General features: G+C 66.5%; 20 protein-coding genes and 1 pseudogene. 8 read left to right on the top strand and 13 right to left on the bottom strand.

Annotated elements, in window-relative coordinates; translation table 11 throughout:
- Positions 1-49 precede the first annotated feature (49 nt).
- The 4 genes from glnA (AADZ78_RS16725) to AADZ78_RS16710 all read left to right on the top strand — a co-directional run bounded on the left by glnA (AADZ78_RS16725) (position 50) and on the right by AADZ78_RS16710 (position 5,979).
- Positions 50-1,390, top strand: a complete 1,341-nt coding sequence (glnA, locus tag AADZ78_RS16725; RefSeq protein ID WP_085253477.1) for a type I glutamate--ammonia ligase — start codon at positions 50-52, stop codon at positions 1,388-1,390.
- Between the two features lie 101 nt (positions 1,391-1,491).
- Positions 1,492-4,482, top strand: a complete 2,991-nt coding sequence (locus AADZ78_RS16720) for a bifunctional [glutamine synthetase] adenylyltransferase/[glutamine synthetase]-adenylyl-L-tyrosine phosphorylase (RefSeq protein ID WP_085253501.1) — start codon at positions 1,492-1,494, stop codon at positions 4,480-4,482.
- A gap of 16 nt (positions 4,483-4,498) precedes the next feature.
- A complete protein-coding gene (locus tag AADZ78_RS16715) occupies positions 4,499-5,125 on the top strand; it encodes a PaaI family thioesterase (protein WP_085253478.1) in 627 nt (208 codons plus the stop codon).
- A complete protein-coding gene (locus AADZ78_RS16710) occupies positions 5,122-5,979 on the top strand; it encodes a TIGR03619 family F420-dependent LLM class oxidoreductase (protein WP_085253479.1) in 858 nt (285 codons plus the stop codon). Before AADZ78_RS16715 ends, AADZ78_RS16710 begins: the two co-directional genes overlap by 4 nt.
- A 77-nt stretch (positions 5,980-6,056) precedes the next feature.
- Here AADZ78_RS16710 and glnA (AADZ78_RS16705) read toward each other — a convergent pair whose 3' ends face one another.
- Positions 6,057-7,493, bottom strand: coding sequence for a type I glutamate--ammonia ligase (glnA, locus tag AADZ78_RS16705; protein ID WP_085253480.1), 1,437 nt, complete (start codon positions 7,491-7,493; stop codon positions 6,057-6,059).
- A gap of 228 nt (positions 7,494-7,721) precedes the next feature.
- On the opposite strand from glnA (AADZ78_RS16705), the gene AADZ78_RS16700 reads away from it, so the two are divergent.
- Positions 7,722-8,144 (top strand): RDD family protein, encoded by a 423-nt coding sequence (locus AADZ78_RS16700; RefSeq protein ID WP_085253502.1) that lies wholly within the window; start codon positions 7,722-7,724, stop codon positions 8,142-8,144.
- A gap of 104 nt (positions 8,145-8,248) precedes the next feature.
- On the opposite strand, the gene AADZ78_RS16695 is transcribed toward AADZ78_RS16700, so the two are convergent.
- The 5 genes from AADZ78_RS16695 to sucB all read right to left on the bottom strand — a co-directional run bounded on the left by AADZ78_RS16695 (position 8,249) and on the right by sucB (position 13,391).
- Entirely contained in the window at positions 8,249-9,001 is a 753-nt protein-coding gene (locus AADZ78_RS16695; RefSeq protein WP_085253481.1) for a DUF4191 domain-containing protein, read from the bottom strand.
- 5 nt (positions 9,002-9,006) lie between these two features.
- Positions 9,007-9,933: a lipoyl synthase gene (lipA, locus tag AADZ78_RS16690; protein ID WP_085253482.1), complete on the bottom strand. Its 927-nt coding sequence runs from the start codon at positions 9,931-9,933 to the stop codon at positions 9,007-9,009.
- Positions 9,930-10,619, bottom strand: coding sequence for a lipoyl(octanoyl) transferase LipB (gene lipB / locus AADZ78_RS16685; protein ID WP_085253483.1), 690 nt, complete (start codon positions 10,617-10,619; stop codon positions 9,930-9,932). Before lipB ends, lipA begins: the two co-directional genes overlap by 4 nt.
- A gap of 94 nt (positions 10,620-10,713) precedes the next feature.
- On the bottom strand, positions 10,714-11,643 hold the full coding sequence (locus AADZ78_RS16680; RefSeq protein ID WP_085253503.1) for a TIGR01777 family oxidoreductase: 930 nt from the start codon (positions 11,641-11,643) through the stop codon (positions 10,714-10,716).
- Between the two features lie 2 nt (positions 11,644-11,645).
- Positions 11,646-13,391: a 2-oxoglutarate dehydrogenase, E2 component, dihydrolipoamide succinyltransferase gene (sucB, locus tag AADZ78_RS16675; protein WP_085253484.1), complete on the bottom strand. Its 1,746-nt coding sequence runs from the start codon at positions 13,389-13,391 to the stop codon at positions 11,646-11,648.
- 208 nt (positions 13,392-13,599) lie between these two features.
- Between sucB and AADZ78_RS16670 the strand changes: the two genes are divergently transcribed.
- Positions 13,600-15,372, top strand: coding sequence for an SDR family oxidoreductase (locus AADZ78_RS16670; protein WP_085253485.1), 1,773 nt, complete (start codon positions 13,600-13,602; stop codon positions 15,370-15,372).
- A gap of 3 nt (positions 15,373-15,375) precedes the next feature.
- On the opposite strand, the gene AADZ78_RS16665 is transcribed toward AADZ78_RS16670, so the two are convergent.
- The 3 genes from AADZ78_RS16665 to AADZ78_RS16655 form a co-directional block, all read right to left on the bottom strand.
- Positions 15,376-15,720 carry an aminopeptidase gene (locus AADZ78_RS16665; protein WP_085253486.1) on the bottom strand — a complete coding sequence of 115 codons (345 nt, stop codon included), beginning with the start codon at positions 15,718-15,720 and terminating at the stop codon, positions 15,376-15,378.
- A 112-nt stretch (positions 15,721-15,832) separates the two neighbouring features.
- Positions 15,833-17,389 carry a leucyl aminopeptidase gene (locus tag AADZ78_RS16660; protein ID WP_085253487.1) on the bottom strand — a complete coding sequence of 519 codons (1,557 nt, stop codon included), beginning with the start codon at positions 17,387-17,389 and terminating at the stop codon, positions 15,833-15,835.
- An 11-nt stretch (positions 17,390-17,400) separates the two neighbouring features.
- Complete coding sequence (locus AADZ78_RS16655; protein WP_085253488.1) at positions 17,401-18,525, bottom strand: adenylate/guanylate cyclase domain-containing protein; 1,125 nt, start codon at positions 18,523-18,525, stop codon at positions 17,401-17,403.
- Between the two features lie 42 nt (positions 18,526-18,567).
- Here AADZ78_RS16655 and gcvT point away from each other — a divergent pair, with 42 nt between their 5' ends.
- Both gcvT and AADZ78_RS16645 read left to right on the top strand, forming a co-directional pair.
- Positions 18,568-19,671, top strand: coding sequence for a glycine cleavage system aminomethyltransferase GcvT (gcvT, locus tag AADZ78_RS16650; RefSeq protein ID WP_085253489.1), 1,104 nt, complete (start codon positions 18,568-18,570; stop codon positions 19,669-19,671).
- A 54-nt stretch (positions 19,672-19,725) separates the two neighbouring features.
- The gene (locus AADZ78_RS16645; protein WP_085253490.1) at positions 19,726-20,844 is read left to right on the top strand and encodes a branched-chain amino acid aminotransferase; all 1,119 of its coding nucleotides are present in this window, start codon (positions 19,726-19,728) and stop codon (positions 20,842-20,844) included.
- Positions 20,845-21,028: 184 nt separating this feature from the next.
- Here AADZ78_RS16645 and AADZ78_RS16640 read toward each other — a convergent pair.
- The 4 genes and pseudogenes from AADZ78_RS16640 to AADZ78_RS16625 form a co-directional block, all read right to left on the bottom strand.
- A pseudogene (locus tag AADZ78_RS16640) lies at positions 21,029-22,247 on the bottom strand (MFS transporter); the annotation flags it as partial.
- 116 nt (positions 22,248-22,363) lie between these two features.
- A complete protein-coding gene (locus AADZ78_RS16635) occupies positions 22,364-23,104 on the bottom strand; it encodes an adenosylcobinamide-GDP ribazoletransferase (protein WP_085253491.1) in 741 nt (246 codons plus the stop codon).
- Positions 23,101-24,150 (bottom strand): nicotinate-nucleotide--dimethylbenzimidazole phosphoribosyltransferase, encoded by a 1,050-nt coding sequence (gene cobT, locus AADZ78_RS16630; protein ID WP_085253492.1) that lies wholly within the window; start codon positions 24,148-24,150, stop codon positions 23,101-23,103. Before cobT ends, AADZ78_RS16635 begins: the two co-directional genes overlap by 4 nt.
- A complete protein-coding gene (locus AADZ78_RS16625) occupies positions 24,147-24,683 on the bottom strand; it encodes a bifunctional adenosylcobinamide kinase/adenosylcobinamide-phosphate guanylyltransferase (protein WP_085253493.1) in 537 nt (178 codons plus the stop codon). Before AADZ78_RS16625 ends, cobT begins: the two co-directional genes overlap by 4 nt.
- Positions 24,684-24,691: the final 8 nt, after the last annotated feature.

Raw genomic sequence — 24,691 nt, 5'->3', positions numbered from 1 at the left:
CCGGGCACCGGTAACACGGAATTAACAGAACTTGCATAGTGTTCGGGTTATGGATCGACAGAAGGAATTCGTCCTCCGCACCCTGGAGGAACGGGACATCCGATTCGTCCGGCTCTGGTTCACAGACGTGCTCGGTTTCCTCAAGTCGGTCGCAATCGCCCCAGCAGAGCTCGAAGGCGCATTCGAGGAGGGAATCGGCTTCGACGGATCTTCGATCGAGGGTTTCGCCCGAGTCTCGGAATCCGACACCGTGGCGCACCCCGATCCGTCGACCTTCCAGGTGCTGCCCTGGGCCACCACCTCCGGTCATCACCACTCGGCGCGGATGTTCTGCGACATCACCATGCCGGACGGCTCGCCGTCGTGGGCAGACCCGCGACATGTGTTGCGGCGTCAGCTTACGAAGGCCAACGAACTTGGTTTCTCCTGCTACGTACATCCCGAAATCGAATTCTTCCTGCTCAAGTCCGGCCCCGACGATGGGTCGGTACCCGTACCGGTCGACAGCGCCGGCTACTTCGACCAGGCGGTGCACGACTCCGCGTCGAATTTTCGCCGCCACGCGATCGAAGCCCTGGAGTTCATGGGCATCTCGGTGGAATTCAGCCACCACGAGGGCGCGCCGGGCCAGCAGGAGATTGACTTGCGCTTCGCCGACGCGCTGTCGATGGCCGACAACGTGATGACCTTCCGTTATGTCATCAAGGAGGTCGCGCTCGAAGAGGGCGCGCGGGCATCGTTCATGCCCAAGCCGTTCGGGCAGCACCCGGGTTCGGCGATGCACACCCACATGAGCCTGTTCGAAGGCGAGGTCAACGCCTTCCACAGCGACAACGATCCGCTGCAGCTATCAGAGGTCGGCAAGTCCTTCATCGCCGGGATCCTCGAGCACGCCTCTGAGATCAGCGCGGTCACCAACCAATGGGTCAACTCCTACAAGCGACTCGTGCAGGGCGGGGAGGCACCCACCGCCGCGTCCTGGGGGGCCGCCAACCGGTCCGCGCTGGTGCGGGTGCCGATGTACACGCCGCACAAGACCTCGTCGCGACGGATCGAGGTGCGCAGCCCAGACTCGGCGTGCAACCCCTACCTGACGTTCGCCGTGCTGCTGGCCGCTGGACTGCGCGGGGTGGAGAAGGGATACGTGCTGGGCCCGCAAGCCGAGGACAACGTGTGGGATCTCACGCCCGAAGAACGTCGCACCATGGGATACCGCGAACTTCCGTCCAGTCTGGACAGTGCGCTACGCGCCATGGAGGCCTCCGAGCTCGTCGCGGAGGCCTTGGGGGAGCATGTTTTTGATTTCTTCTTGCGCAACAAGCGAACAGAGTGGGCGAACTATCGCAGCCATGTCACGCCCTACGAGCTGAGCACTTACCTGTCGCTCTAGACCGGCCTTGCCCGCATCGGGGCGGCGGTGCCTTGCGCTACCGTCATGGTCGTGGGCGCCACTTCTCCGCATCGCTTCGTTCTGCATCGACGTCGGCGCGAATCGTGACCAAACCCGCGACGCAGCGACCCAAGTTGCCCAGCGTCGGCCGGCTCGGATTGATCGATCCGCGGGCCGGCGCTCGGTTGGCGCAGCTGGGTTGGGATAACGAGGACGACCAGGCGTGCGTCGATCTGCTGTGGTCGTTGTCGCGCGCCGCGGACGCCGACGCGGCGCTCGCGACCATAGTCCGACTCGCCGAGAACCCAGCCACCGGATGGGACGAGCTGAACGCGGCGTTACTCGCCGAGCGCAGCCTGCGCGGGCGGTTGTTCGCCGTGCTGGGTTCATCGCTGGCCCTGGGCGAGCACCTGGTCGCCCATCCACAGTCGTGGAAGCTGCTGCGGGGCAAGGTCAAACTGCCTTCTCGCCACGAGCTGGAGGAGTCGTTCAGCGAGTGCATCGAGGAGTCCGCGGATGGACCGGGGGCTCCCGGCGCCGTGGTGCACCGATTGCGCGTCCGTTACCGCGACCACCTGTTGCTGCTGGCCGCACTTGATGTGGCGGCGACGGTCGAAGATGAGCCGGTGTTGCCGTTCACCGTGGTCGGTGCCCAGTTGGCCGACATCGCGGACGCCGCGCTGGCGGCCGCGCTGCGGGTGGCCGAGGCGACCGTGTGCGGCGACCGCACGCCACCGCGTCTGGCGGTCATCGCGATGGGCAAATGCGGTGCGCGGGAACTGAATTACGTCAGTGACGTCGATGTCATCTTCGTTGCTGAGCGCGTCGATCCGCTCAACAGCCGCGTCGCCAGCGAGATGATGCGGGTGGCGTCGACGGCGTTCTTTCAGGTGGACGCCGGGTTGCGCCCGGAGGGCCGCAGCGGAGAATTGGTTCGCACGCTCGAATCGCACGTCGCCTACTACCAGCGCTGGGCCAAGACCTGGGAGTTCCAGGCATTGCTGAAAGCCCGCCCCGCGGCCGGCGACATGGAACTTGGCGAGCGCTACATAAAAGCCTTGATGCCGATGGTTTGGACCGCATGCGAGCGTGAGGACTTTGTGGTTGAGGTGCAGGCGATGCGGCGCCGCGTCGAGCAGCTGGTACCCGCCGACGTCCGCGGCCGCGAACTCAAGCTCGGTAGCGGCGGATTGCGCGACGTGGAGTTTGCCGTGCAGCTGCTGCAGCTGGTGCACGGCCGCAGCGACGACTCGCTGCACGTGGCGTCCACCGTTGCCGCTCTGGCGGCGTTGAGCGAAGGCGGCTACATCGGGCGCGAAGACGCCGCGAACCTGACCGCCTCGTATGAGTTCCTCCGACTGCTCGAACACCGACTGCAGCTGCAACGGCTCAAACGCACCCATTTGCTGCCCGAGGCCGACGACGAAGAGGCGGTGCGCTGGCTTGCGCGCGCGGCTCATATCCGGCCCGACGGCCGGCACGACGCCGCCGGGGTGCTGCGGGAGGAGCTCAAGCACCAAAGCGTGCGGGTATCCCGGCTGCACGCCAAGCTCTTCTACCAACCACTGCTGGAATCGATCGGCCCAGCCGGGCTGCAGATCGCCCCCGGTATGACGTCGGAGGCCGCGGAGCGTCAGCTGGCTGCGCTGGGCTACGAGGGGCCGCAGACCGCGTTGAAGCACATGTCGGCCTTGGTCAATCAGAGCGGCCGGCGCGGACGGGTGCAGTCGGTGCTGCTGCCCCGGCTGCTGGATTGGATGTCGTACACGCCCGATCCCGACGGTGCGCTGCTGGCCTATCGCCGTCTCAGCGATGCACTGGCAACCCACAGTTGGTACCTGTCCACGTTGCGCGACAAGCCCGCTGTGGCCAAGCGGCTGATGCATGTGCTGGGGACTTCCGCGTATGTGCCGGATCTGTTGATGCGGGCACCAGAGGTCATCCAGCACTACGGGGACGGGCCGTCCGGACCGAAGTTGCTCGAAACCGAGCCCGCTGCGGTGGCTCGCGCGCTGATCGCCTCGGCGGGCCGCCACCCCGAGCCGGCACGCGCGATAGCCGCCGCGCGCACGCTGCGCCGTCGCGAGCTGGCCCGGATCGGTTCGGCAGACCTGCTCGGCCTGCTCGAGGTCACCGACGTGTGCCGCGCGCTCACGTCGGTGTGGGTGGCGGTGCTGCAGGCCGCGCTCGACGCAACAATCCGGGCCAACCTTCCCGAAGACGGCCACGCACCCGCGGCCATCGCGGTCATCGGCATGGGCCGGCTGGGCGGTGCCGAGCTGGGCTACGGCTCGGATGCCGACGTGATGTTCGTCTGCGATCCGGCAACCGGCGTCGATGATTCGCAGGCGGTGAAGTGGGCGACGTCGATCGCCGAGCAGGTTAGGACGCAACTGGGGACGCCGAGCGTCGACCCGCCTTTAGAGGTGGACGCCAATTTGCGGCCCGAAGGCCGCAATGGTCCGCTGGTCCGGACGCTGGGTTCCTACGCCGCTTACTACCAGCAGTGGGCGCAGCCGTGGGAAATCCAGGCGCTGCTGCGCGCGCACGCGGTCGCCGGCGACGCGGAGCTGGGTCAGCGGTTTTTACTGATGGCCGACAAGACGCGCTATCCGCCCGACGGCGTGTCGGCCGAGGCGGTGCGGGAGATTCGCCGCATCAAGGCGCGCATCGAGTCCGAGCGGTTGCCGCGCGGCGCGGACCCCAACACGCACACCAAGCTGGGCCGCGGGGGACTGGCCGATATCGAATGGACTGTGCAGCTGATGCAGCTGCGCCACGCGCATGAGGTCCCAGCCCTGCACAATACGTCGACGCTGGAATCCCTCGACGCCATCGCGGCGGCCGGGCTGGTTGCCGCGGAAGAGGTGGAGCTACTGCGTCAGGCCTGGCTGACCGCCACCCGGGCCCGCAACGCGCTGGTGCTGGTCCGCGGTAAGCCCACCGATCAGCTGCCCGGACCCGGACGGCAGCTCAATGCGGTCGCGGTCGCCGCGGGCTGGCGAAACGACGAGGGCGGGGAATTCCTGGATAACTACCTGCGCGTGACACGACGCGCAAAAGCGGTCGTGCGCAAAGTATTCGGGAGTTAATGAGGAGGCTGGTGGGTTGGACGCCACGTTTGAGGCCCTCAGCGAGGCTGAGCTTGCGCGGGTGACGGCGGTGTATGCCCCGTTGACCGACGCCGTTCGGGACCTCATCGAGGCCACCATACGGACCCAGGCCGACGACGGCGTCATCCAGCAGGCGCGGACCACGATCGAGGCGGTGACCGAGTCGTTGCGCAATCAACGCGTCCGGCCCGTCGGCGTGACCTACCGCGTTGACGGCCGCCCGCTGCCGTTGGGTAATGCCGCGACCGGTGCGTGCAATCCGATAGCCCCGCCACTGGTCGTCCATCACGACGACGACGGGCGGTGCTGGAGTGAGTTTGTCCTGGGTGCGGCCTACGAGGGCCCGCCGAGCCTGGTGCACGGCGGTGTTTGCGCGCTGGTGCTTGACCACATGCTCGGCGAGGCGGCGAGTGGTGGACTGACCAAGCCGTTGTTCACGGGAACCATCACCGTGAAGTATCTCCGCGGCACTGCACTGGGCCCGCTTCGCGCCGAAGCCTTTGTCGAACGCAGCGAGGGTGTCAAAGCCTTTGCGCGGGGCTTCATTTCGGACGCCGCGGGGGTGACCGTCGAAGCCGAGGGTGTTTTCATCAAGCCGGCGTGGGCTCGGGATGTCGAATGAAGTTCTACATCAGCAGCGCTTTCTTGAATACCGCGGAGATTATCGAGATCGCCAAGGCCGCCGATGAACTCGGCTATGACGGCATCGGAATCCCGGACCACGTCGTCAACCTGGAGACCCTGGCCACTCCGTATCCATACACCAAAGACGGGCAACGACGGTGGCAGCCGTTCACCGACTGGCCCGATCCCTGGGTTCTCGTGGGGGCGCTCGCCCAGGTCACGACACGGCTGCGGTTCGTCACCACGGTATACATTCCCGCGATGCGCAATCCCTATTCGGCCGCCAAAGCCATTGGTACAGCGGCGCTTTTGGCATCCGGCCGAGTTGAGCTGGGTATCGGAGTCGGCTGGTGCTGCGAGGAGTTCGCTTTGATGGGTGAGCAGTTCGCGGGCCGCGGTAAGCGGACCGACGAAATGCTCGAGTTGATGCGGGCGTTGTGGGAACCGGGCTGGACGGAATTCGATGGCGAGTTCTACCAGACACAGCGGCTGGAGATGCAACCAACCCCGCCGCCAATACCGATCTATGTCGGCGGACTCAGTGATATCGCGCTGCGCCGTGCCGCCCGCCACGATGGCTGGATCGGGGACCTGATCAAGACCGATCGCGCCATCGCTGCGGTGGGTCGATTGCGCGAGTTGCGGCTCGAAAATGGGCTGTCTCTAGACGATTTCGCCATTTTGACGCCGCTGACCGACGCCTTCACCAGCGCCGATTATCAGCGCGCCGCGGACGCTGGCATCACCGGGATCATCACCATGCCGTGGATGTTCTACGCGGGGCCGGATGCCGGCTTGGCCGAGAAGATCGAGGGTATGCGGCGCTTCCGCAAGGACCTCGCGCTGGACTAATGGCGAGCAGACGCAAAGGCCCCCATTTCGGTACCGAAATGGGGGCCTTTGCGTCTGCTCGCGGTCGGTGACCCGGCTTAAACGTCGAAGTACAACGCGAACTCGTACGGGTGCGGCCGGATGTTGACCGGGTCGATCTCCTGCTCGCGCTTGAAGCTGATCCACGTCTCGATCAGGTCGGGTGTGAACACGCCTCCCTCGGTGAGGTATTCGTGGTCGGCCTCCAGACGGTCGATGACCGCGGCCAGCTGGGTGGGGGCCTGTGGGATGTTCGCGGCCTCCTCCGGTGGCAGCTCGTAGAGGTCCTTGTCGACCGGCGCCTGCGGCTCGATCTTGTTCTTGATCCCGTCCAGGCCCGCCATCAGCATGGCGGAGAACGCCAGATACGGGTTGCCCGACGAGTCCGGGCAGCGGAACTCCAGTCGCTTGGCCTTGGGGTTGCTGCCGGTGATCGGGATACGCACGCACGCCGAGCGGTTGCGCTGGCTGTACACCAGGTTGATCGGGGCCTCGTAACCCGGAACGAGCCGCTTGTACGAGTTCACCGTCGGGTTGGTGAAGGCCAGCAGCGACGGCGCGTGGTGCAGCAGGCCGCCGATATAGTGACGGGCGGTGTCCGACAGACCGGCATAGCCCGTCTCGTCGTACATCAGCGGGCTGCCGTCCTTCCACAGCGATTGGTGGGTGTGCATGCCGGAGCCGTTGTCGCCGAACAGCGGCTTGGGCATGAACGTGACGGTCTTGCCGTTGTGCCACGCGGTGTTCTTGATGATGTATTTGTAGAGCTGCATGTCGTCAGCGGCGTGCAGCAGCGTGTTGAACTTGTAGTTGATCTCGGCCTGGCCGCCGGTGCCCACCTCGTGGTGGCCCTTCTCCAGGGTGAAGCCGGCGTTGATCAGGTTGGTCAGCATCTTGTCGCGCAGGTCGACGTACTGGTCGTTGGGGGCCACCGGGAAGTATCCGCCCTTGTGGCGGACCTTGTAGCCGCGGTTGGGGCTGCCGTCGGCCTCGGTCGGTGTGCCGGTGTTCCACCATCCGGAGATGGCGTCTACCTCGTAGAACGAGCCGTTGGCGCGCGAGTCGAAACTCACCGAGTCGAAGATGTAGAACTCGGCCTCGGCACCGAAGTATGCGGTGTCGGCGATGCCGGTGCTGATCAGGTAGTTCTCGGCCTTGCGCGCGATATTGCGCGGGTCGCGCGAGTACGGCTCCAGGGTGAACGGGTCATGCACGAAGAAGTTGAGGTTCAGCGTCTTGGCCTCGCGGAACGGGTCGATGCGCGCGGTGCTCGGATCGGGCAGCAGCAGCATGTCGGACTCGTGGATCGACTGGAATCCGCGAATCGACGAGCCGTCGAAGGCCAGACCCTCATCGAATACGGTCTTGTCGAACGCCGAAGCCGGGATCGTGAAGTGCTGCATGATGCCGGGCAGGTCACAGAACCGGACGTCGACGAACTCGACGTTCTCGTCCTTGGCGAGTTTGAAGACGTCGTCGGGCGTCAATTCCGTCACAGAATGCTCCTTTACTTGGTAATTCGCGGCCGACGCTATGGAGCCGTTATTGCCCGTCAGTCAACCCCGTGTTGCGCAGAAGTTACGTGACCACGGCGCCCACGCTAGAACCTGGGCTGACGCCTAACCCTATTGTGAAGCCATGGCCCGCAAGATCGTATCTGGTCCGTTGTCGAGGTTACGCGGGCTGTCCCAGAGTCACGGTTTGTGGGCAATCGGAGCCAGTCGATGACGCCTGAATCGGCTGCCGGATACCCCGGTGAAGCGTTGGGCTTACCGCGGACCGGACCCGGTTCACTGGCGCCGATGGGGCGCCGATTTATGGCGCTGCTGATCGACTGGCTGATCGCCTACGGCTTGGCCCTGCTGACTTTGGAGCTAGGCGTCGTCTCCCAGGCGATGTTGGCGACGGTGGTGTTGGTCATCTGGCTGCTGCTGGGCGTCGTGTCGGTGCGCCTGTTCGGCTTCACCCCAGGCCAGCTGGCGCTGGGTCTTGCGGTGGCGTCGGTGGATGGTCGGCTGCCCGTGGGGATCGGGCGATTGGCGATCCGGGGGCTGTTGATCGGGCTGGTGGTCCCACCGTTGTTCACCGATTCGGATGGGCGCGGGCTGCAGGACCGGCTGACCGGCACTGCGGTGGTGCGCCGTTAGTTTCTACTCTCGGCGCCGCGAGCGTAACGCCACGGCGAAAATTCGAGCCGAAAATCGCAGTGGGGTTACGCTCGCGGTCGCGAAGTTAGAAGTTAATTGCGCGGTTACTTGCGGCGCACGGTGCGCTGGACGCCGCGCATCTTGGCGGTGGGGGGCATCGGGCCCTTCGGCATGACCCCGGCACCGGCTCGCGAACCCAGCGCGGCGAGCCGCGACTCCAGCGCGTCCATTTGCTTGGCGCTGATATTGGCCGGAAGTCGGGTGAGATGGCGTTCCAGCTTGGCCAGCGGCACCTCGCCGTCGCCGTTGCCGACGATGATGTCGTAAATCGGCACGTCGCCCACCAGTCGCGCGGTGCGCTTCTTCTCCTGGGCCAGCAACGGTTTGACTCGCGCCGCCGATCCCTCTGCGACAAGAATGACGCCGGGCCGCCCGATCACCCGATGTACCGCGTCGAAATTGCCGGTGGCGGCCACCCCCGGGCTCACCCGCCACTTGCCGCGCAGGTTCTCTAGCGCCCAGGCCGCCGCGCCGGTTTGACCTTCGGCTTTGCGGTAGACCGATCGTTGGGCTCGCCGGCCAAAGATGATGAACGCCACCAGCGCCCCCAACAGCACGCCCAACGGGACCATCGTGATCATGGTGAACCCGCCGGCCCAGACACCCACCGCCACGGACACGCCCACGATCAGCACAAACGCACCAATCATGTACGGCAGCAGGCGCTTGTCCTCCTTGCGCTGGATCGTAAAAGCCTGCCACAACTGACTGCGGCGCTGTCGAGCGGCGGCCTTGCGGGCGGCCTTTGCCTGTTGTTTGGCAGCCTTGTTCTCGGCGGCATTTCGGGGTTTCGCCATAGTCTTCAAGAATACGTACGGGTACGGGCCTGCTCGTAAAGCCGTCGCGCCCGGTACGACGATCGCACCAACGGCCCGGCCAACACTCCTGCGAAGCCCAGGGTTTCGGCGTATTGCGCGTGCTCAACGAACTCCTCGGGCCGCACCCAACGCTCAACCGGGTGGTGGCGCGTCGAGGGTCGCAGGTATTGGGTGATCGTGACGATGTCGCAGCCCGCGGTGTGTAGATCGGCCAGAGCGGTGCGGACCTCGTCAGTGGATTCGCCCAGGCCGAGGATGAGGTTGCTCTTGGTGACCAGCCCGGCCTCGCGTGCCGCGGTGATTACGCCCAGGCTGCGCTGGTAGGTAAAGGCGGGCCGGATCCGTTTGAAGACGCGAGGCACGGTTTCGACGTTGTGCGCCAATACTGCCGGGCGGGCTTCGAAGACCTCGGCAAGCCGGCCGGGCTCGCCGTTGAAGTCGGGGATCAGCAGTTCGACGCCGGTCTGCGGATTGAGCTCCTTGATGGCACGGACCGTCTCCGCATACAGCCATGCGCCGCCGTCGGCCAGGTCGTCGCGAGCCACGCCGGTGACGGTGGCATAGCGCAGTCCCATCGTGCGGACGCTTTCGGCGACCCGTCGCGGCTCGTCGCGGTCCAGCGCGGCGGGCTTGCCGGTGTCGATCTGGCAGAAGTCGCAACGGCGGGTGCATTGGTCACCACCGATGAGGAAGGTGGCTTCCCGGTCCTCCCAACATTCGAAGATGTTGGGGCAGCCGGCCTCTTCGCAGACCGTGTGCAGACCCTCACGCCGGACCAGGTTTTTCAGCTCGGTGTACTCCGGTCCCATCCGAAGCCGCGTCTTGATCCACGGCGGCTTGCGCTCGATCGGCGTCTGCGCGTTGCGCACCTCCAGACGCAAGAGCTTGCGGCCTTCCGGTGCGACAGTCACATCGCCGATGCTACGCGGGCGGCGTCATGCTGACTCACCGGCAGCACACCGTCCAGCGCGTCGCAGACGGCGTCGGCGACGGCCGCACGGACCTCCTGGACGGCGACCCTGCGTCCGAGCGCGGCGGACAACGACGTGACCCCGGCGTCGGTGATGCCGCACGGCACGATCGCGGCGAACGCGTCCAAATCGCAATCGCAGTTGAGCGCAAACCCGTGCAGCGTCGTCGCGCGCGATACCCGGACACCGATGGCGGCGACCTTCCGCGCCGGCCGTCCGGGGAGCCACACCCCGGAACGTCCGTCGACCCGGACCGCGTTCAGGCCTAGATCACTGCACACCTTGATTAGTGATTCCTCAAGGCGCCGAACGTAGTTCACCACGTCGAGAGGTTCGGCCAGCCCGATGATCGGATAGCCGACCAGTTGACCCGGCCCGTGCCAGGTGATCTTGCCGCCGCGGTCGGTGTCGACAACCGGGGTGCCGTCAATCGGTCGTTCGTGGGGTTCGGTGCGCCGTCCGGCGGTGTAGACGGAAGGGTGTTCCAGCAGCAGCAAGGTGTCGGCACCGCCGGCGACCCTGGCTTCGGCCAGGTCGCGCTGTAGCTGCCAGGCGGTGCGGTAATCGATCGTCGGCAGCTGTCGAACGTCGATCGCGGCCGGACTCGACCGGATGGAATCCGTCACGGTGACGAGGCTACCCGCCGCTTTCCCGGCCTGGGGCTATCGGCTGGTGCGACGCTGGGCGGCCGTGGCCACGCTGGCGTGACGCGCGTTGCGCCTAATCCTGGTGGCGTCGTGCGGTGGCGTAGCTGAGGGCCTCGCCAATTGTGTTGTGGTGGAATTGGAAACCGGCTCGTTCCAACGCGGCCGGGATGACGCGCTGACCGGTGAGCAGCCCCTCGTCGGCGAACTCGCCGAGCGCGGCGCGTACCGCGAAACCGGGCAGCGCCAACGGGGTTGGGCGATTGACGGCGCGGCCGAACGCGGTGGTGAATTCGGCGTTGGTAACGGGCGCAGGCCCGGTCAGGTTCACCGGGCCGGACAGGGTCGAATGCGAGATGGTGAACAGCAGCGCCCGAACCTCGTCCTCAAGGCTGATCCACGACATGTATTGACGGCCGCTGCCCAGCCGGGCTCCGAGGCCCACCGAGAACAGCGGCCGCATCCGGCGCAGCGCACCTCCCGCAGAGGCCAGCACGAGGCCGGTGCGGGCCAGCACGACGCGGGCACCGGCGTATTGGGCGGGCAGCGTGGCGGCCTCCCAGTCCACACATAGCTGGGCCAGGAAACCCTTTCCCGCTGAGTTGTTTTCGTCGACGATGCGGTCCCTGGTGTTTCCGTAGTAGCCGACCGCGCTGGCATTGATCAGAGTGCGGACGCCGGCGTCGGCGACGGCGGCGGACAACACTTCGGTGGGCGCGATCCGGCTGTCTCGCAGGCATTGTTTGAATGCGCCCGACCACCGGCGCCCACCGATGTTGACGCCACACAGGTTGACCACGACGTCGACACCGGTGAGCACGTCGGGATCGAACTCGCCGCTCTCGGGATTCCAGTGCAGTTCTTCGGAATTCGCCGGCGTCCGGCGCACGATGCGAAGTACCGGGTGGTCGGCAGCGCGCAGAGCCGCGGTGAGGGCGGAGCCGATCAAGCCTGACGAACCTGCTATCGCGACAGTGGCTTTGCGGGATTGGGGGGCTTGGGCCACGTTCACAGCCCCAGATCGGCCTCGAACGCCCCCTCTTCGAGCCGATGCTTGATGGTGGTGAGGAAACGTCCGGCGTCAGCGCCATCGACAAGTCGATGGTCGTAGGTCAGCGGCAGATAGCAGACCGAGCGGACCCCGATCGACTCGTTGCCGCTGCTATCGACGATGACCCGGGGCCGCTTGACGATGGCCCCGGTGCCCAACATGGCGGCCTGAGGCGGAACCAGGATCGGCGTATCGAACAAGGCGCCCTGGCTGCCGATGTTGGTGATGGTGAAGGTGCCACCGGACAGCTCGTCGGGTTTCAAGTTGCCTGATCGGGCGCGGGCGGCGATGTCGGCGATCGCGCGGGCCAAGCCGGCCAGTGATAGGTCACCGGCGTTGTGGATCACGGGGGAGAGCAGGCCCTGCTCGGTGTCGACGGCGAACCCGAGGTGTTCGGCGTCGTAGTACGTGATCTCCTTGGTGTCCTCGTTGTAGCTGGCGTTGATGTTGGGGTGAATCTTGAGGGCGTCGATCACCGCCCTGGCGATGAACGGCAGGAACGTCAGGTTCACGCCTTCGCGTTCGGCGAACGCGGTCTTGGCCTTGGCGCGCAGGGCCACGATCTTGGTCATGTCGACTTCGTGCGTCTGGGTGAGTTGCGCCGTTGCAAGCAGGGATTCGCGGGTCTTGTTGGCGGTGATCTGGCGGATCCGGCTGGCCTTCTGCGTGGTCCCCCGTAGGTGGGCCAGCGCGGGCGCCGGCGTGGGCGTGGCCGTTGCCGCCGGCGCAGCGACGGGCGCCTGGGCAGCCGGCGCCGGCCTGGCGGCCGTTTTCTTCCGTTCGGCAGCGGCGAGCACGTCTTGCTTGCGGATGCGACCGCCCACTCCGGTGCCCTGAACTTCGGCGAGATCGACGTTGTTTTCGCTCGCGAGCTTTCGCACCAGCGGGGTCACGTACGGGGTGCCTTCGGATGCGGCGGCGGGCTGAGGTGGCGCCGGTTCGGCCTTCGGCGCAGGCTCGGGTGTGGGTTGGGGTGCGGCCTGGGCCACGGGTTCGGGTTTTGGCTCGGGCTTCGCCTCGGGTGCTGGCGCGGGCTTTGGTTCCGGCTTGGGGGTCGGGGGCGGCGCGGCACCGGTATCGGCGCCGGCGCCGACCCGTGCCAGCTCGCCCCCCACCTGAACCACGTCGTCCTCGTCGGCGGTGATGCTGACCAGCACACCTGCCACCGGGGACGGAATCTCGGTGTCGACCTTGTCGGTGGACACCTCCACCAGCGGCTCGTCAACCTGAACCGAATCCCCGACCTTCTTCAGCCAGCGGGTCACCGTGCCCTCGGTCACCGACTCACCGAGCTCAGGCATCAGCACCGGTGTCGTGTCGCCACGTTCCGCGGAAGCCGCTCGAGCCGGCGCCGGCTCTGGTTCGGGCTCAGGCTCGGGCTGGGCCTCTGGTTCCGCTTGAGCAGGCGGCGCCGGCGCGGCTTCAGGTTCCCGTTGGGGCGGCGCGGCGGCTTCTGCGCCGTCGGGGGAGTCGCCGATCAGCGCGAGCTCACCGCCGACCTCGACCGTGTCGTCCTCCTGGGCGATGATCTTGGTCAGCACACCGGCGGCCGGCGACGGGATTTCGGTGTCGACCTTGTCGGTCGAAACCTCGACGAGGGGCTCGTCGAGTTCGACCGCATCGCCTTCCTGTTTGAGCCACCGGGTGACCGTTCCCTCGGTCACGCTCTCACCAAGTGCCGGCATCTGGACTGAGAAGGCCATCTCTATTGACTCCTGGATCGGTCGTCGGTCGGCACAAAATCGATCTCTGGCTTACCACACCGTCGCGAACCAGGTGCGGAACCCAACGTCGAAACTATCCTGTCACCGCGCCTTTGTCGGCACCCAGCCAGGGCCAACCGACTGTCCGACCTCCTTGCTACCGTGTGGCAACTGGAAGGCAAAACGCAAGTCGCGTGGCGGAGGTTTGATGCCGGCAACACAGCGAGCACCCCAACAGTTCGTGGACAGCGCGGACGGCGTGCGTATCGCGGTATACGAGGAAGGCAATCCGGAAGGCCCGACGGTGGTCATGGTGCATGGCTTCCCGGACTCGCATGTGCTGTGGGACGGTGTCGTTCCGCTGCTGGCCGAGCGGTTTCGCATCATCCGCTACGACAACCGCGGAGTCGGCCGGTCGTCGGCGCCCAAACCGGTCGCGGCCTACACCATGGCCCGTTTCGCCGACGACTTTGCCGCAGTCATCGGCGAACTCAGCCCAGGCAGGAAGGTACATGTGCTGGCCCATGACTGGGGCTCGGCGGGCGTGTGGGAGTACCTGAGCCGTCCAGCAGCCAGTGACCGGGTCGCCTCGTTCACCTCGGTGTCGGGTCCAAGTCAAGATCAGCTGGTCAATTATGTGTTCGGCGGCCTGCGCCGACCGTGGCGACCACGAACCTTCCTCCGGGCGCTCAGCCAGGCGCTGCGGTTGAGCTACATGGTGCTGTTCTCGATACCGGTGCTGACACCACTGCTGCTGCGCGTGGCGCTGTCCAGCGCTGCCGTACGGCGCAACATCGTCGACAACATTCCCAGCGACCAGATCCACCACTCCGACAACCTGGCCAGCGATGCCGCGCACTCGGTGAAGACCTACCCCGCCAACTACTTTCGGTCCTTCTCCGGGAACCGTCGTGCGTCCATCGTCGATGTGCCGGTGCAGCTGATCGTCAACACCAAAGACCCCTATGTGCGGCCCTACGGGTACGACGAGACGGCGCGCTGGGTGCCTCGACTGTGGCGGCGCGATATCAAGGCCGGGCACTTTTCACCGATGTCGCACCCGCAGGTGATGGCGGCCGCGATGCATGACTTCGCCGACGTTGCCGAAGGCAAGCCGCCAAGCCGTGCCCTGCAGCGTGCACAGGTGGGCCGCCCCCGTGAATATTTCGGCGACATGCTGGTGTCGGTCACCGGCGCAGGCAGCGGCATTGGCCGGGAGACTGCGCTGGCCTTCGCGCGGGAGGGCGCCGAGGTAGTCGTCAGCGATATCGACGAAGCCACGGTCAAGGAGACGGCCGCTGAGATCGCCGCCCGCGGCGGCGTCGCCCACGCGTATGTGCTGGACGTGTCCGACGGCGACGCGGTTGAGGCGTTCGCCGAGGAGGTCAGTGCCGAACACGGCGTTCCCGACATCGTGATCAACAATGCCGGCATCGGCCAGGCGGGCGGCTTCCTGGACACTCCGGCCGAGCAGTTCGACCGGGTGTTGGATGTCAACCTTGGTGGCGTGGTCAACGGCTGCCGGGCATTCGGTCGCCGGCTGGTCGAGCGCGGAACCGGCGGGCACATTGTCAACGTGTCGTCGATGGCGGCTTATGCGCCGCTGCAATCGCTGAGCGCGTACTGCACCTCTAAGGCGGCGACCTACATGTTCTCCGACTGTTTGCGCGCCGAGCTCGACGCCGCGGACGTTCGTCTGACCACGATCTGCCCCGGCGTCATCAACACCAACATCGTCCAAACCACGCGCTTCGACGTGCCCGCCGGAAAGGACGACACGGTCGAAGGGCGCCAAGGCCAGATCGACCGGATGTTCAGGCTGCGCCACTACGGTCCGGACAAGGTTGCCGACGCGATTGTGTCTGCCGTTAAGAAGAACAAACCGATTCGGCCGGTTGCCCCCGAGGCCTACGCGTTGTACGGCATTTCCCGGGTACTGCCGCAGGCATTGCGCAGCACCGCGCGCCTGCGCGTGATCTGAACGTCAAGCGCTCGTCGTCGCGCCTTCAGTTCGCCGCACGAGCAGTGCGCTGGCTATCCCGACGACTCCGATTGCTACCAGCGGCACCGTCCACATTCGTCGGCTGGACACTGACGACTGGCATTGAGCCACGTAGTCGGTGTGCGGAATGATGTCCTTGAGGATGGGGATGTCCGGCCCGCTCCTGTCGTTGGCGCTCCGGGCTGCGGAAAGATCGGTGGCTATCCCGTTTCCGCAGGACACGGTCCCGCCGTTATCGTGTTGCACCGACACCGGCGCCAACAGCCCGATCACACCGGCTAGCAGCAGCACCGCGCCGACCGCAATGATTACCCGTCGCATAGTCACAGTGGCATGGTTAGCCGCTGCATGTAGGGGTTAAACCCGGCCGCGATCGCTGCGCTGGCGTGACGCTGGCAGGCCAGCATCAGCTCAGCGTGACGCTCGGCGAGTGCCCGGCTCAGCCGTTCTCGACGATGTCCTCAAGCACGGCAAACATGGTGCGGGTCGGCACGCCGGTGGCCCCCTTGGGTGTGTAGCCCCACGCGCTGCCGGTGTTGTACGCCGGCCCGGCCACATCGATATGCACCCAATCCACCGAATCGGCAACAAATTCCCGCAGGAACACCCCGGCCACCAGCATGCCGGCGAAGCGCTGCCCACTCACGTTGGCCAGGTCGGCCACCGTGGATTTCAGGTCGTCCTTGAGTTCATCGGGCAGCGGCATCGGCCAACCGTTCTCACCCACCCGCTGCGAGATCGTCGCGACCCGGCCCCGGAACTCGTCGCTGCCCATCACGCCGGGTATGCGGGCGCCCAATGCAACCGTCTGCGCTCCGGTCAGTGTCGAAGTTTCGATCAGGTAGTCAGGATCGTCCTCGCATGCCCGAACGATGGCGTCGGCCAAGATGAGCCGACCCTCGGCGTCGGTGTTGAGCACCTCGACGGTGGTTCCGCCGTACTGCGTCAGCACGTCGCCGGGCCGCTGCGCCGTCGCCGAGGGCATGTTCTCGGCCATCGGCACGGTGGCGATCACGTCAATGGGCAGCTCTAGTCGCGCGGCCAGCACTACGGTCGCGATGACCGCGGCCGCGCCGCCCATATCCGAGGTCATGTGGTGCATCGAGGCGGCTGGCTTGATCGAGATGCCGCCGGTATCGAAGGTGATGCCTTTACCGACCAGGGCTACCTTTTTCGCCTTTTTCGGGTTCTTGGCCAACCGCGATCCCCGGTGGATCAACCGGACCAGCTGCGGCGGCCGCGACGAGCCTTGGCCGACACCGATGACGCCGCCATATCCGGCCTTCCGCAGCGCCTTGTCGTCGAGCACCTCCACTTCAAGGCCGGCGGATGCACCTAAAGCCTTTGCGCGCTTTGCGAACTCGGCGGGAAACAGGTGACTGGGCGGAGTGTTGACCAAGTCGCGTGCGGTGGCGACGGCGGTCGCGACGGCCGCGCCGTGCGCGCTTTGTTTCTTGGCGTTCTTCGCGGTGGACAGCACGGTGATCTTGCGCAGCCCAGGATCTTTCGGCGCGGTCTTGGCGCTGCGAAAAGTGCTGAACCGGTAGCCACCCAGGATCAGCCCTTCGACGACGGCGGCGCACTCGCCCTCACCGGGCACCTCAGCCAGCGTGGTGAGCACCACCTCGGCGCCGCCAATCGATCGCGCCGCCACACCGGCGGCGCGACGGATCGTGTCGGCCGGCCACTCGTCCCGCGGTTTGCCCAGGCCGACCGTCACCACGCTGTCCACCGGCAGCGACGGTACGACCAGCCGGTGCACCTGTTCAGTGCTGCCCGTTGCGTCGAGTGCCCGCAGGCCGGACTCGATCTCAGCCACCACATCGGTGGTCAAGAAGGGCTCGGCCGACGCCACGGCCGCGCCCGGGCGGTCGTCGTCGCCGGTCGAAACGACCGGCACGACCAATACCGAAGAAGCCACACCACGTTTGGGCAGCGATGTGGCGACCTGGACGGAGGGGACTGTGGGGGATTGGTCACCCGGTTCGGTGGTCACGGGCAACCACCCTAGTCACTGGGGGCCGGGTCCAGCTCGTCGGCGTCCGGTGCGCCCAGCTCAAAGGCGGCCACTGGTTCGTCAAAACCCTTGAGGAACAACGGGTCACACGCGAAGGCGGGCCAGTCCGGCAATTGGTCGCGCAGTGCCACATCGGCCAGGATCTGCCCCGGGGCGGCGGCTCCTACCAGGCGCGCGGCGAGGTTGACCGGGTTGCCGAAGTAGTCGCCGTTGATGGCCAAGACCGTGCCGTATGCAAGGCCGGCACGCACCCGCAGGCCCGCTTCGCGCGCCCTGGGATGGTCGACGAGATCGAACGCCGCCTTGACCAACCCCTCGGGCGCCGGACTCACCCACATCACGGCGTCGCCGATGAACTTCACCACGCGGCCGCCGTCGGCGTGCACGACGTCCGCGACGGTGGCGCCGAATTCGGTAAGCAAGTCCGACAGCTGGGCGGGTGTCAGCATCTGGGTCAACGCGGTGAATCCCGACAGATCCGCGAAACCGATGCCGCAGACCACGCTCGCGGATGTGTCCTGAATGACGCCCTCGAAGTAGGTTCGGGCGCTGGTCAGATGATGCCGGTGCACGATGTCGATCAGGGCCCCAATGCGCGGCACGAACTCGGCGACCGAGCGGTATGCCTGGGCAGTGGCGAGTTCATCGTGGGTGTAGGTCATCTGGATGTCCGGTGTCCCGGCCCGGATTATCGTCGACTCGGCCTCCGCGAGCCGCGCCATGGCGGCGCCCAGAACCCGCAGCAGGCCGAACGCGCCGTCCTCGCCGACCACCGACTTGACCGCGACCCAGGTCTGCAGGGCGTCAACATCGGCCTGGCTCAGCACGGGGACATCGGGGCCGGCGACGGTCAAGCCCAGCAGAGCCCAGGCATGTGCAACGTCATCGGCCGACAGGCCGAGTTGCGCCGCCGCGGCTTGCAGGGTGTAAACCGGGCGTCCCGACCATTGCAGGACGTCACCAGCCAGCCCGAACAGCCGCCCGCGGCTCTCGGCCTCGGCCATCTCCTCGAGCGTGAAACCAAGGTCGTCGAGGTACTTGATCAGATCGGCCCGCTCGCGCGGGTTAGTGATTCCCGCGGCTTCCAGCGCATCGAAATCCAAGGAATCGGACACCTACCAAAGTGTGCCAGCAGCCAGTGATTAGGGTGGGACGCCGTGAGCGTTGCGTCAGATCTGCTACAGGGGCCATTGGAAGACCGTCATCGCGAGCTGGGCGCTAGTTTCGCCGAGTTCGGCGGCTGGCTGATGCCGGTGTCGTACAGCGGTACCGTCAGTGAGCACAACGCCACCCGAAATGCCGTCGGCCTGTTCGACGTCAGCCACCTCGGCAAGGCGTTGGTCCGCGGACCCGGTGCGGCCCAGTTCGTCAACTCCGCGCTCACCAACGACCTCAGCCGCATCGGTCCGGGTAAGGCGCAATACACGTTGTGCTGCACCGAATTCGGCGGCGTCATCGATGACCTGATCGCCTATTACGTCGATGACGACGAGATCTTCTTGGTGCCCAACGCCGCCAACACCGCCGCGGTGGTCGCCGCGCTGCAAGCGGTCGCGCCGGCCGACCTGTCGATCACCAACGAGCATCGCTGCTACGCGGTGCTCGCGGTGCAGGGGCCACGGTCCACCGATGTGCTCAACGCCCTGGGGCTGCCAACGGGCATGGACTACATGGGCTACGCCGATGCCACTTACTCGGGCGTGCCGGTGCGCGTCTGCCGAACCGGGTACACCGGCGAACACGGCTACGAGCTGCTCCCGCCCTGGGAGTCGGCGGGGGTGGTGTTCGATGCGCTGCTGGCTGCGGTGTCCGAGGCGGGCGGTGCGCCCGCCGGCCTGGGCGCCCGCGACACCCTTCGCACCGAGATGGGCTATCCGCTGCACGGACACGAACTTTCGCTCGACATCTCGCCGCTGCAGGCCCGCTGCGGCTGGGCAATCGGCTGGAAGAAGGATGCGTTCTTTGGCCGTGGCGCGCTGTTGGCCGAGAAAGAGGCGGGGCCGCGGCGGCTGCTGCGGGGTTTGCGCATGGTCGGCCGTGGGGTGCTGCGGCCGGGCTTGACGGTGCGCCAAGGGGACAGCGCGGTCGGGGTCACCACGTCGGGGACGTTTTCGCCCACCCTGCAGGCCGGCATCGCGCTGGCGTTGATCGACACCGATGCGGAAGTACAGGACGGCCAGCAAATCACCGTCGACGTCCGCGGCCGCGCGGTGGAATGCGAAGTGGTGCGTCCGCCGTTCGTGGAGCTGAAAACGCGCTAGCCGACCGGCTCGCGTAGCAAAAACACGTTCGCACACGGATATACAATCGACCCCATGACCAGCGGCTCCCTTGAGTTTACCGTTTCCCGCGCGGCAAACCCGGCGACCGAGGGCGAGCGGGCAGCGATCCTGGCCGACCCTGGTTTTGGTAAATACCACACCGACCACATGGTGTCGATCGATTACAGCTCGCCGGAGGTGGGAGGCCGGGGTTGGCACAATGCGCGGGTCATCCCGTATGGACCGATCGAGCTGGACCCGTCGGCGATCGTGCTGCATTACGCACAAGAAGTGTTCGAAGGGCTCAAGGCCTACCGCTGGGCGGACGGGTCGATCGTGTCGTTTCGCGCCGAGGCCAACGCAGCCCGGTTACGGTCGTCGGCCCGACGGCTGGCGATTCCCGAATTGCCCGAGGCTGTTTTCATCGAATCCCTATGCCAGCTCATCGCGATCGACAAGGGGTGGGTGCCGCGGGCCGGCGGTGAAGAGGCGCTTTATCTGCGGCCGTTCATCTTCGCGACCGAGCCGGGACTTGGGGTGCGACCGGCCAAGGAGTACCGCTACCTGTTGATCGCCTCGCCGGCGGGCGCGTATTTCAAGGGTGGCATCAGTCCGGTCAGCGTCTGGGTGTCAACGGAATACGTGCGGGCCAGTCCGGGTGGTACCGGTGCGGCCAAGTTCGGCGGCAACTACGCAGCCTCGCTGCTGGCGCAGGCCGAAGCCGCCGAAAACGGTTGCGACCAAGTGGTCTGGCTGGATGCCGTCGAACGCCGCTACGTCGAAGAGATGGGCGGGATGAACATCTTCTTCGTGCTCGGCAGTGGCGGCTCGGCGCGCCTGGTCACCCCCGAGCTGTCTGGCTCACTGCTGCCTGGCATTACGCGGGACTCGTTGCTGCAGTTGGCAATTGACGCCGGCTTCGCGGTCGAGGAGCGCAAGATCGATATCGCCGAGTGGCAGAAGAAAGCCGCCTCCGGTGAGATCACCGAGGTGTTCGCGTGCGGCACCGCGGCCGTGATCACCCCAGTCGCTCGGGTGAAGTATGGCGACAGTGAATTCACCATCGCTGGCGGCCAACCGGGTGAAGTGACGATGGCGTTGCGCGACACCCTCACCGGGATCCAACGCGGCACCTTTGCCGATACCCATGGCTGGATGTCGCGGCTGGGTTAGGAAGCGACGGCGACAGCGGTGGCCGGCGCCGGCCGAACCGGCTCTGGGTGCCAACTGTCCCACGCGCGTCGGATCTGCCCGCGGTGGAGGCGACGGGGGCCGTTGATGGTTTCGAACACGAGCACCCCTGATTTGCCGCGCTGCGCTCGCGGCGATCGACTGCGCGCGGGCTCCGCGGCTGGCCCAGGTGCGCCCAGAGCCGCAATGGCGGCGACGACGGACAGCATCAGCACAATGACAACCGGCCACACCGTTGCGTGCTTCTGGGCGATCACACCCAGGACGGCTCCTATGACTGTCGACATGATCGCGACCAACGTCGACCCGAAGCCGATCAGCGTCGCCCGGTGTTGCTCGGCGGCGAACACGCTGATCCACGAAACCGATGCCGCGACAACCGGCTGAGCGGCCACCGTGGCCAGCAAGAAAACGGTTCCGTACGCCCACATGTGGTACCACTGGCCGCATGACTCGGCAACGATGCACAACAGCGCGGCAGACGCGCTGAGCAGTGCACTGCCCACCAGCATGCCGCGCACCCCAAACCGGCGGTAGACCTTGCGCCACATCACCGAACCGATGACCAATCCGATGCTGGAAAGGACCACCAGAACATGCAAACTGCCGATCTTCTGGGCGGCCCGCAGGCTGTAGAAGGTGGTTCCCAGGCAGATCGGAGCGAACAACAGATAAGTCGCCGCGTACCGGCGAAACCACGGCTGGGTCCGGGCGACCGCGAAGCCCTGCCGATAAATGTCCCGTAACGGCGGCCGTGTGGTGGTGGCAGCGGACCGCATCGGACCGACGCACAGCGCTGCGACACCGGAGACGATCAGCGCCGCTGCACCCATCCACAGCAGATAGCGATAGTGGGCCATCTGATCGCTGAGAGCGAGCATCGGCACGATCACCAGCGTGACGCCGGTGGCCAGCGCTGAGCCGGCTGCACCTTGAGTGAGGAACAGTTCGCCCCGGCGTGACGCGGGTAGCTTGCTAGAGATCATGTCGGTGTAGGCGACGGTCGAGACGCCGACAACCACTCCCGCGACCCCCGCCGTCAGCAGAAACACCACTGGGACGCAACGACCGGTCCAGGGGATTGCGGCATCCCACGCCACCAGCGACGCCATGATCGCCGCCATCGCCGCCAACAACAGGTGTCGCAGCTGGCCCGCACGCTGCAGAATCGCCGGCGACATCGAATTTCCCACGATCGAACCCATTGCGTACACCGGAAATAGCAGCCCGGCGGCCCAGGTAATGCCTTGGTGTGCGCAAATGAATGGCAACACCACGGCGCCATTGCTCAGCTGTGTCCCGGTGGTGTAAAACGTGCCCTGGGTCACAAGTCGCCTGAATGGGCTTTTTTCAGCCGAGGCGTCCGGTGCCAGGGTTGCGAGCATAACGAAAACGTTAAGGCTGCTGAGCGGGGCAAACAATCCTCCGATTGGAAACCATCGGTGGAATTGCTTGTCCCCCGATTGGGGGACAAGCAAAATTAGCCGGCAATAGCCGAAAGCTAAACGCGGGCCAGTGCCGCCAACAATATTAAATTCACTGTCGTGGTCAACTCAATCGCGGCACCCAGCACGTCGCCGGTAATGCCTCCGAAGCGGCGCACACAATGCGCGACCAGAACCGCGCCGCAGAAAACCGCTACCAGCACCGCGATTGGTCCCTGCCATAGCCGTGGACCGGCCGCCAGCGAAACCGCGAGCAGCACCGCGAGCCAGGCCGCCACCACCGGGGCGGACTGGGTGCCCGCGACGCGGGCGCCCAGTCCGCTGCCGTCGGCCACCGGCACCGACCGGCGACAGGCCAGCACCGCGGTGACCCGGCCGGCGAAGACGGCCACGGCGATTCCCACCCCGCCGACTATCGAGAAGGCCAGTCCCTGCAACAGGATGACCAAGACAACCGCCGCCACCCCGAACGGACCGGTCGACCCGTCGCGCATCACCGCAAGCGCGCGCTGTGGTGGCCCGTAGCAACCCAGACCGTCGGCGGTATCGGCAACACCGTCGATGTGGATGCCGCGGGTGGCGCCCAGCAGCACCGCCACGGTGAGCATGCCGCTTAGTGGACTCGACGGGCCGAACGCGAGCGCACCGGCCCAGGTGACGGTCGCGGCCAGCACACCCAGCACGGCACCGACCACGGGCAGCGCGGTCATGGCGCCGCGTCCCATGCCAGTGGCGCCGGAGCCGGGCACCGGAACCACCGTTGCGAAGGCGAAAGCTGTTGCCAGCGAACGCATCACGATGCGGACGGGGTCGAGACGCCGGCTTCTGAAAAGGTGGTCATCGATGACAGCGACGCCACCGCAGCGCGCAGTACCGAGACTGCGACCGTCGCACCGGTTCCCTCGCCCAGGCGCATGCGCAGGTCCAGGATCGGGTCCAACTGCAAAGCCGCCAGGGCCAGACCATGACCCGGTTCGGTGGAGCGGTGACCGGCTTGCCACCACAACCGGGCGCCGGGCGCCAAGCGCTCGGCGACCAGCGCCGCGGCCGTCACCGCCATGCCGTCGAGCACCAGCGGGGTACGCCGCACCGCGGCCTGCGCGCAGAAGCCCGCCATCGCCGCCAAGTCCGCACCGCCGCAGCAGCGCAGCAATGCGACCGGGTCGGGCAGCAGTGGCCGCACCCGAAACAAGGCATCGCGCACCGCGGCCGTCTTGCGGGCCCAGCCGGCGTCATCGATGCCGGTGCCGAACCCCACGACGGCGACCGGCTCCGCCTCCGTCAGCGCCGCCACCAGAACCGCGGCCGCGGTGGTGTTTCCGATCCCCATGTCGCCGGCGATCAGCAGGTCGGCGCCAGCGTCGACCTCTTCGTCGGCGATCTGCTGGCCAGCCGCGATCGCTGCGGCGGTCTCGTCATCGGTCAACGCGTCCTCGGTAGCGATGTCCCCACTGCCGCGGCGCACCTTGTGCGCGCCAATCTGCGCGGTCAACGGGTCGGCATCCACTGCCAGGTCGGCCACCCGGACAGTTGCGCCCGCGATGTCGGCCAGCGCGTTGATCGCCGCACCACCGCCGTCGATGGTGGCGACCATCTGGGCGGTCACTTCCGGCGGGTACGCCGACACCCCGGACCGGGCGACACCATGATCACCGGCGAACACCACCACCCGGGCCCGCTCGAACTGCCGCGGCGGACATCGATCCTGGCAGGACGCCACCCAGACCGACAGATCCTCGAGGCGGCCCAGCGCGCCGCGCGGTTTGGTCAGGGTGTCCTGGCGGGCGCGGGCGGCCGCTGCGGCGCTCGCATCGGGGGGCGACACTGGCGCGAATCCGATCATGTTGCCGACGGCTTGATCGGTACGGCCTGCCCGGCCACCACCAGCACCACCCGGTCGCATAGGGCAGCAACCCGCTGGTTCAGGCTGCCCAGCTCGTCGGCGAACCGGCGCCCGGATGCGGTCGCCGGCACGAGCGTCAGCCCCACCTCGGGGCTGACCAGCACCAGCGTCGACCGGAACGCGTCAACCGTGGCGAGCATGTCCCGGACGGGCGCCGCAACTGACCCGTCTTCCCAGGCGTGGTGGCGTTCGAGCGTGCTAGTCAGCCATGCGCCCAGATCGTCGACCAGCGTCGGGATGTCCGGTGATTGCCGTAGCTGGGTGATGATGTCATCGGTTTCGACGGTCGACCAGTGTCCGGGACGACGGTTCCGGTGCTTGGCGATCCGTTGCGCCCACTCCGGGTCGGCCTGGGCGCATCGCCCGGGGGCCAGATAGCGGACCGGCTCGCCGGGTGCCAGTGATGCGGCGATGGCTTCCTCCGCCCATTGCGACTTGCCCGATCTGATGCCTCCGAGTACCAGGGTGCGCACAGCGGTCA

Origin of the sequence: Mycobacterium riyadhense (genome assembly GCF_963853645.1) — a bacterium.
In the GTDB taxonomy this organism is placed as follows: domain Bacteria; phylum Actinomycetota; class Actinomycetes; order Mycobacteriales; family Mycobacteriaceae; genus Mycobacterium; species Mycobacterium riyadhense.
Note: the sequence above shows the minus strand (reverse complement) of the source record. Positions and strands in the feature narration are given on the sequence as shown.

Coding starts and splice junctions, on each gene's coding strand:
- glnA (WP_085253477.1), top strand. CDS start 50: ATGGATCGACAGAAGGAATTCGTCCTCCGCACCCTGGAGGAACGGGAC.
- AADZ78_RS16710 (WP_085253479.1), top strand. CDS start 5,122: ATGAAGTTCTACATCAGCAGCGCTTTCTTGAATACCGCGGAGATTATC.
- AADZ78_RS16700 (WP_085253502.1), top strand. CDS start 7,722: ATGACGCCTGAATCGGCTGCCGGATACCCCGGTGAAGCGTTGGGCTTA.
- AADZ78_RS16695 (WP_085253481.1), bottom strand. CDS start 9,001: ATGGCGAAACCCCGAAATGCCGCCGAGAACAAGGCTGCCAAACAACAG.
- sucB (WP_085253484.1), bottom strand. CDS start 13,391: ATGGCCTTCTCAGTCCAGATGCCGGCACTTGGTGAGAGCGTGACCGAG.
- AADZ78_RS16670 (WP_085253485.1), top strand. CDS start 13,600: ATGCCGGCAACACAGCGAGCACCCCAACAGTTCGTGGACAGCGCGGAC.
- AADZ78_RS16645 (WP_085253490.1), top strand. CDS start 19,726: ATGACCAGCGGCTCCCTTGAGTTTACCGTTTCCCGCGCGGCAAACCCG.
- cobT (WP_085253492.1), bottom strand. CDS start 24,150: ATGATCGGATTCGCGCCAGTGTCGCCCCCCGATGCGAGCGCCGCAGCG.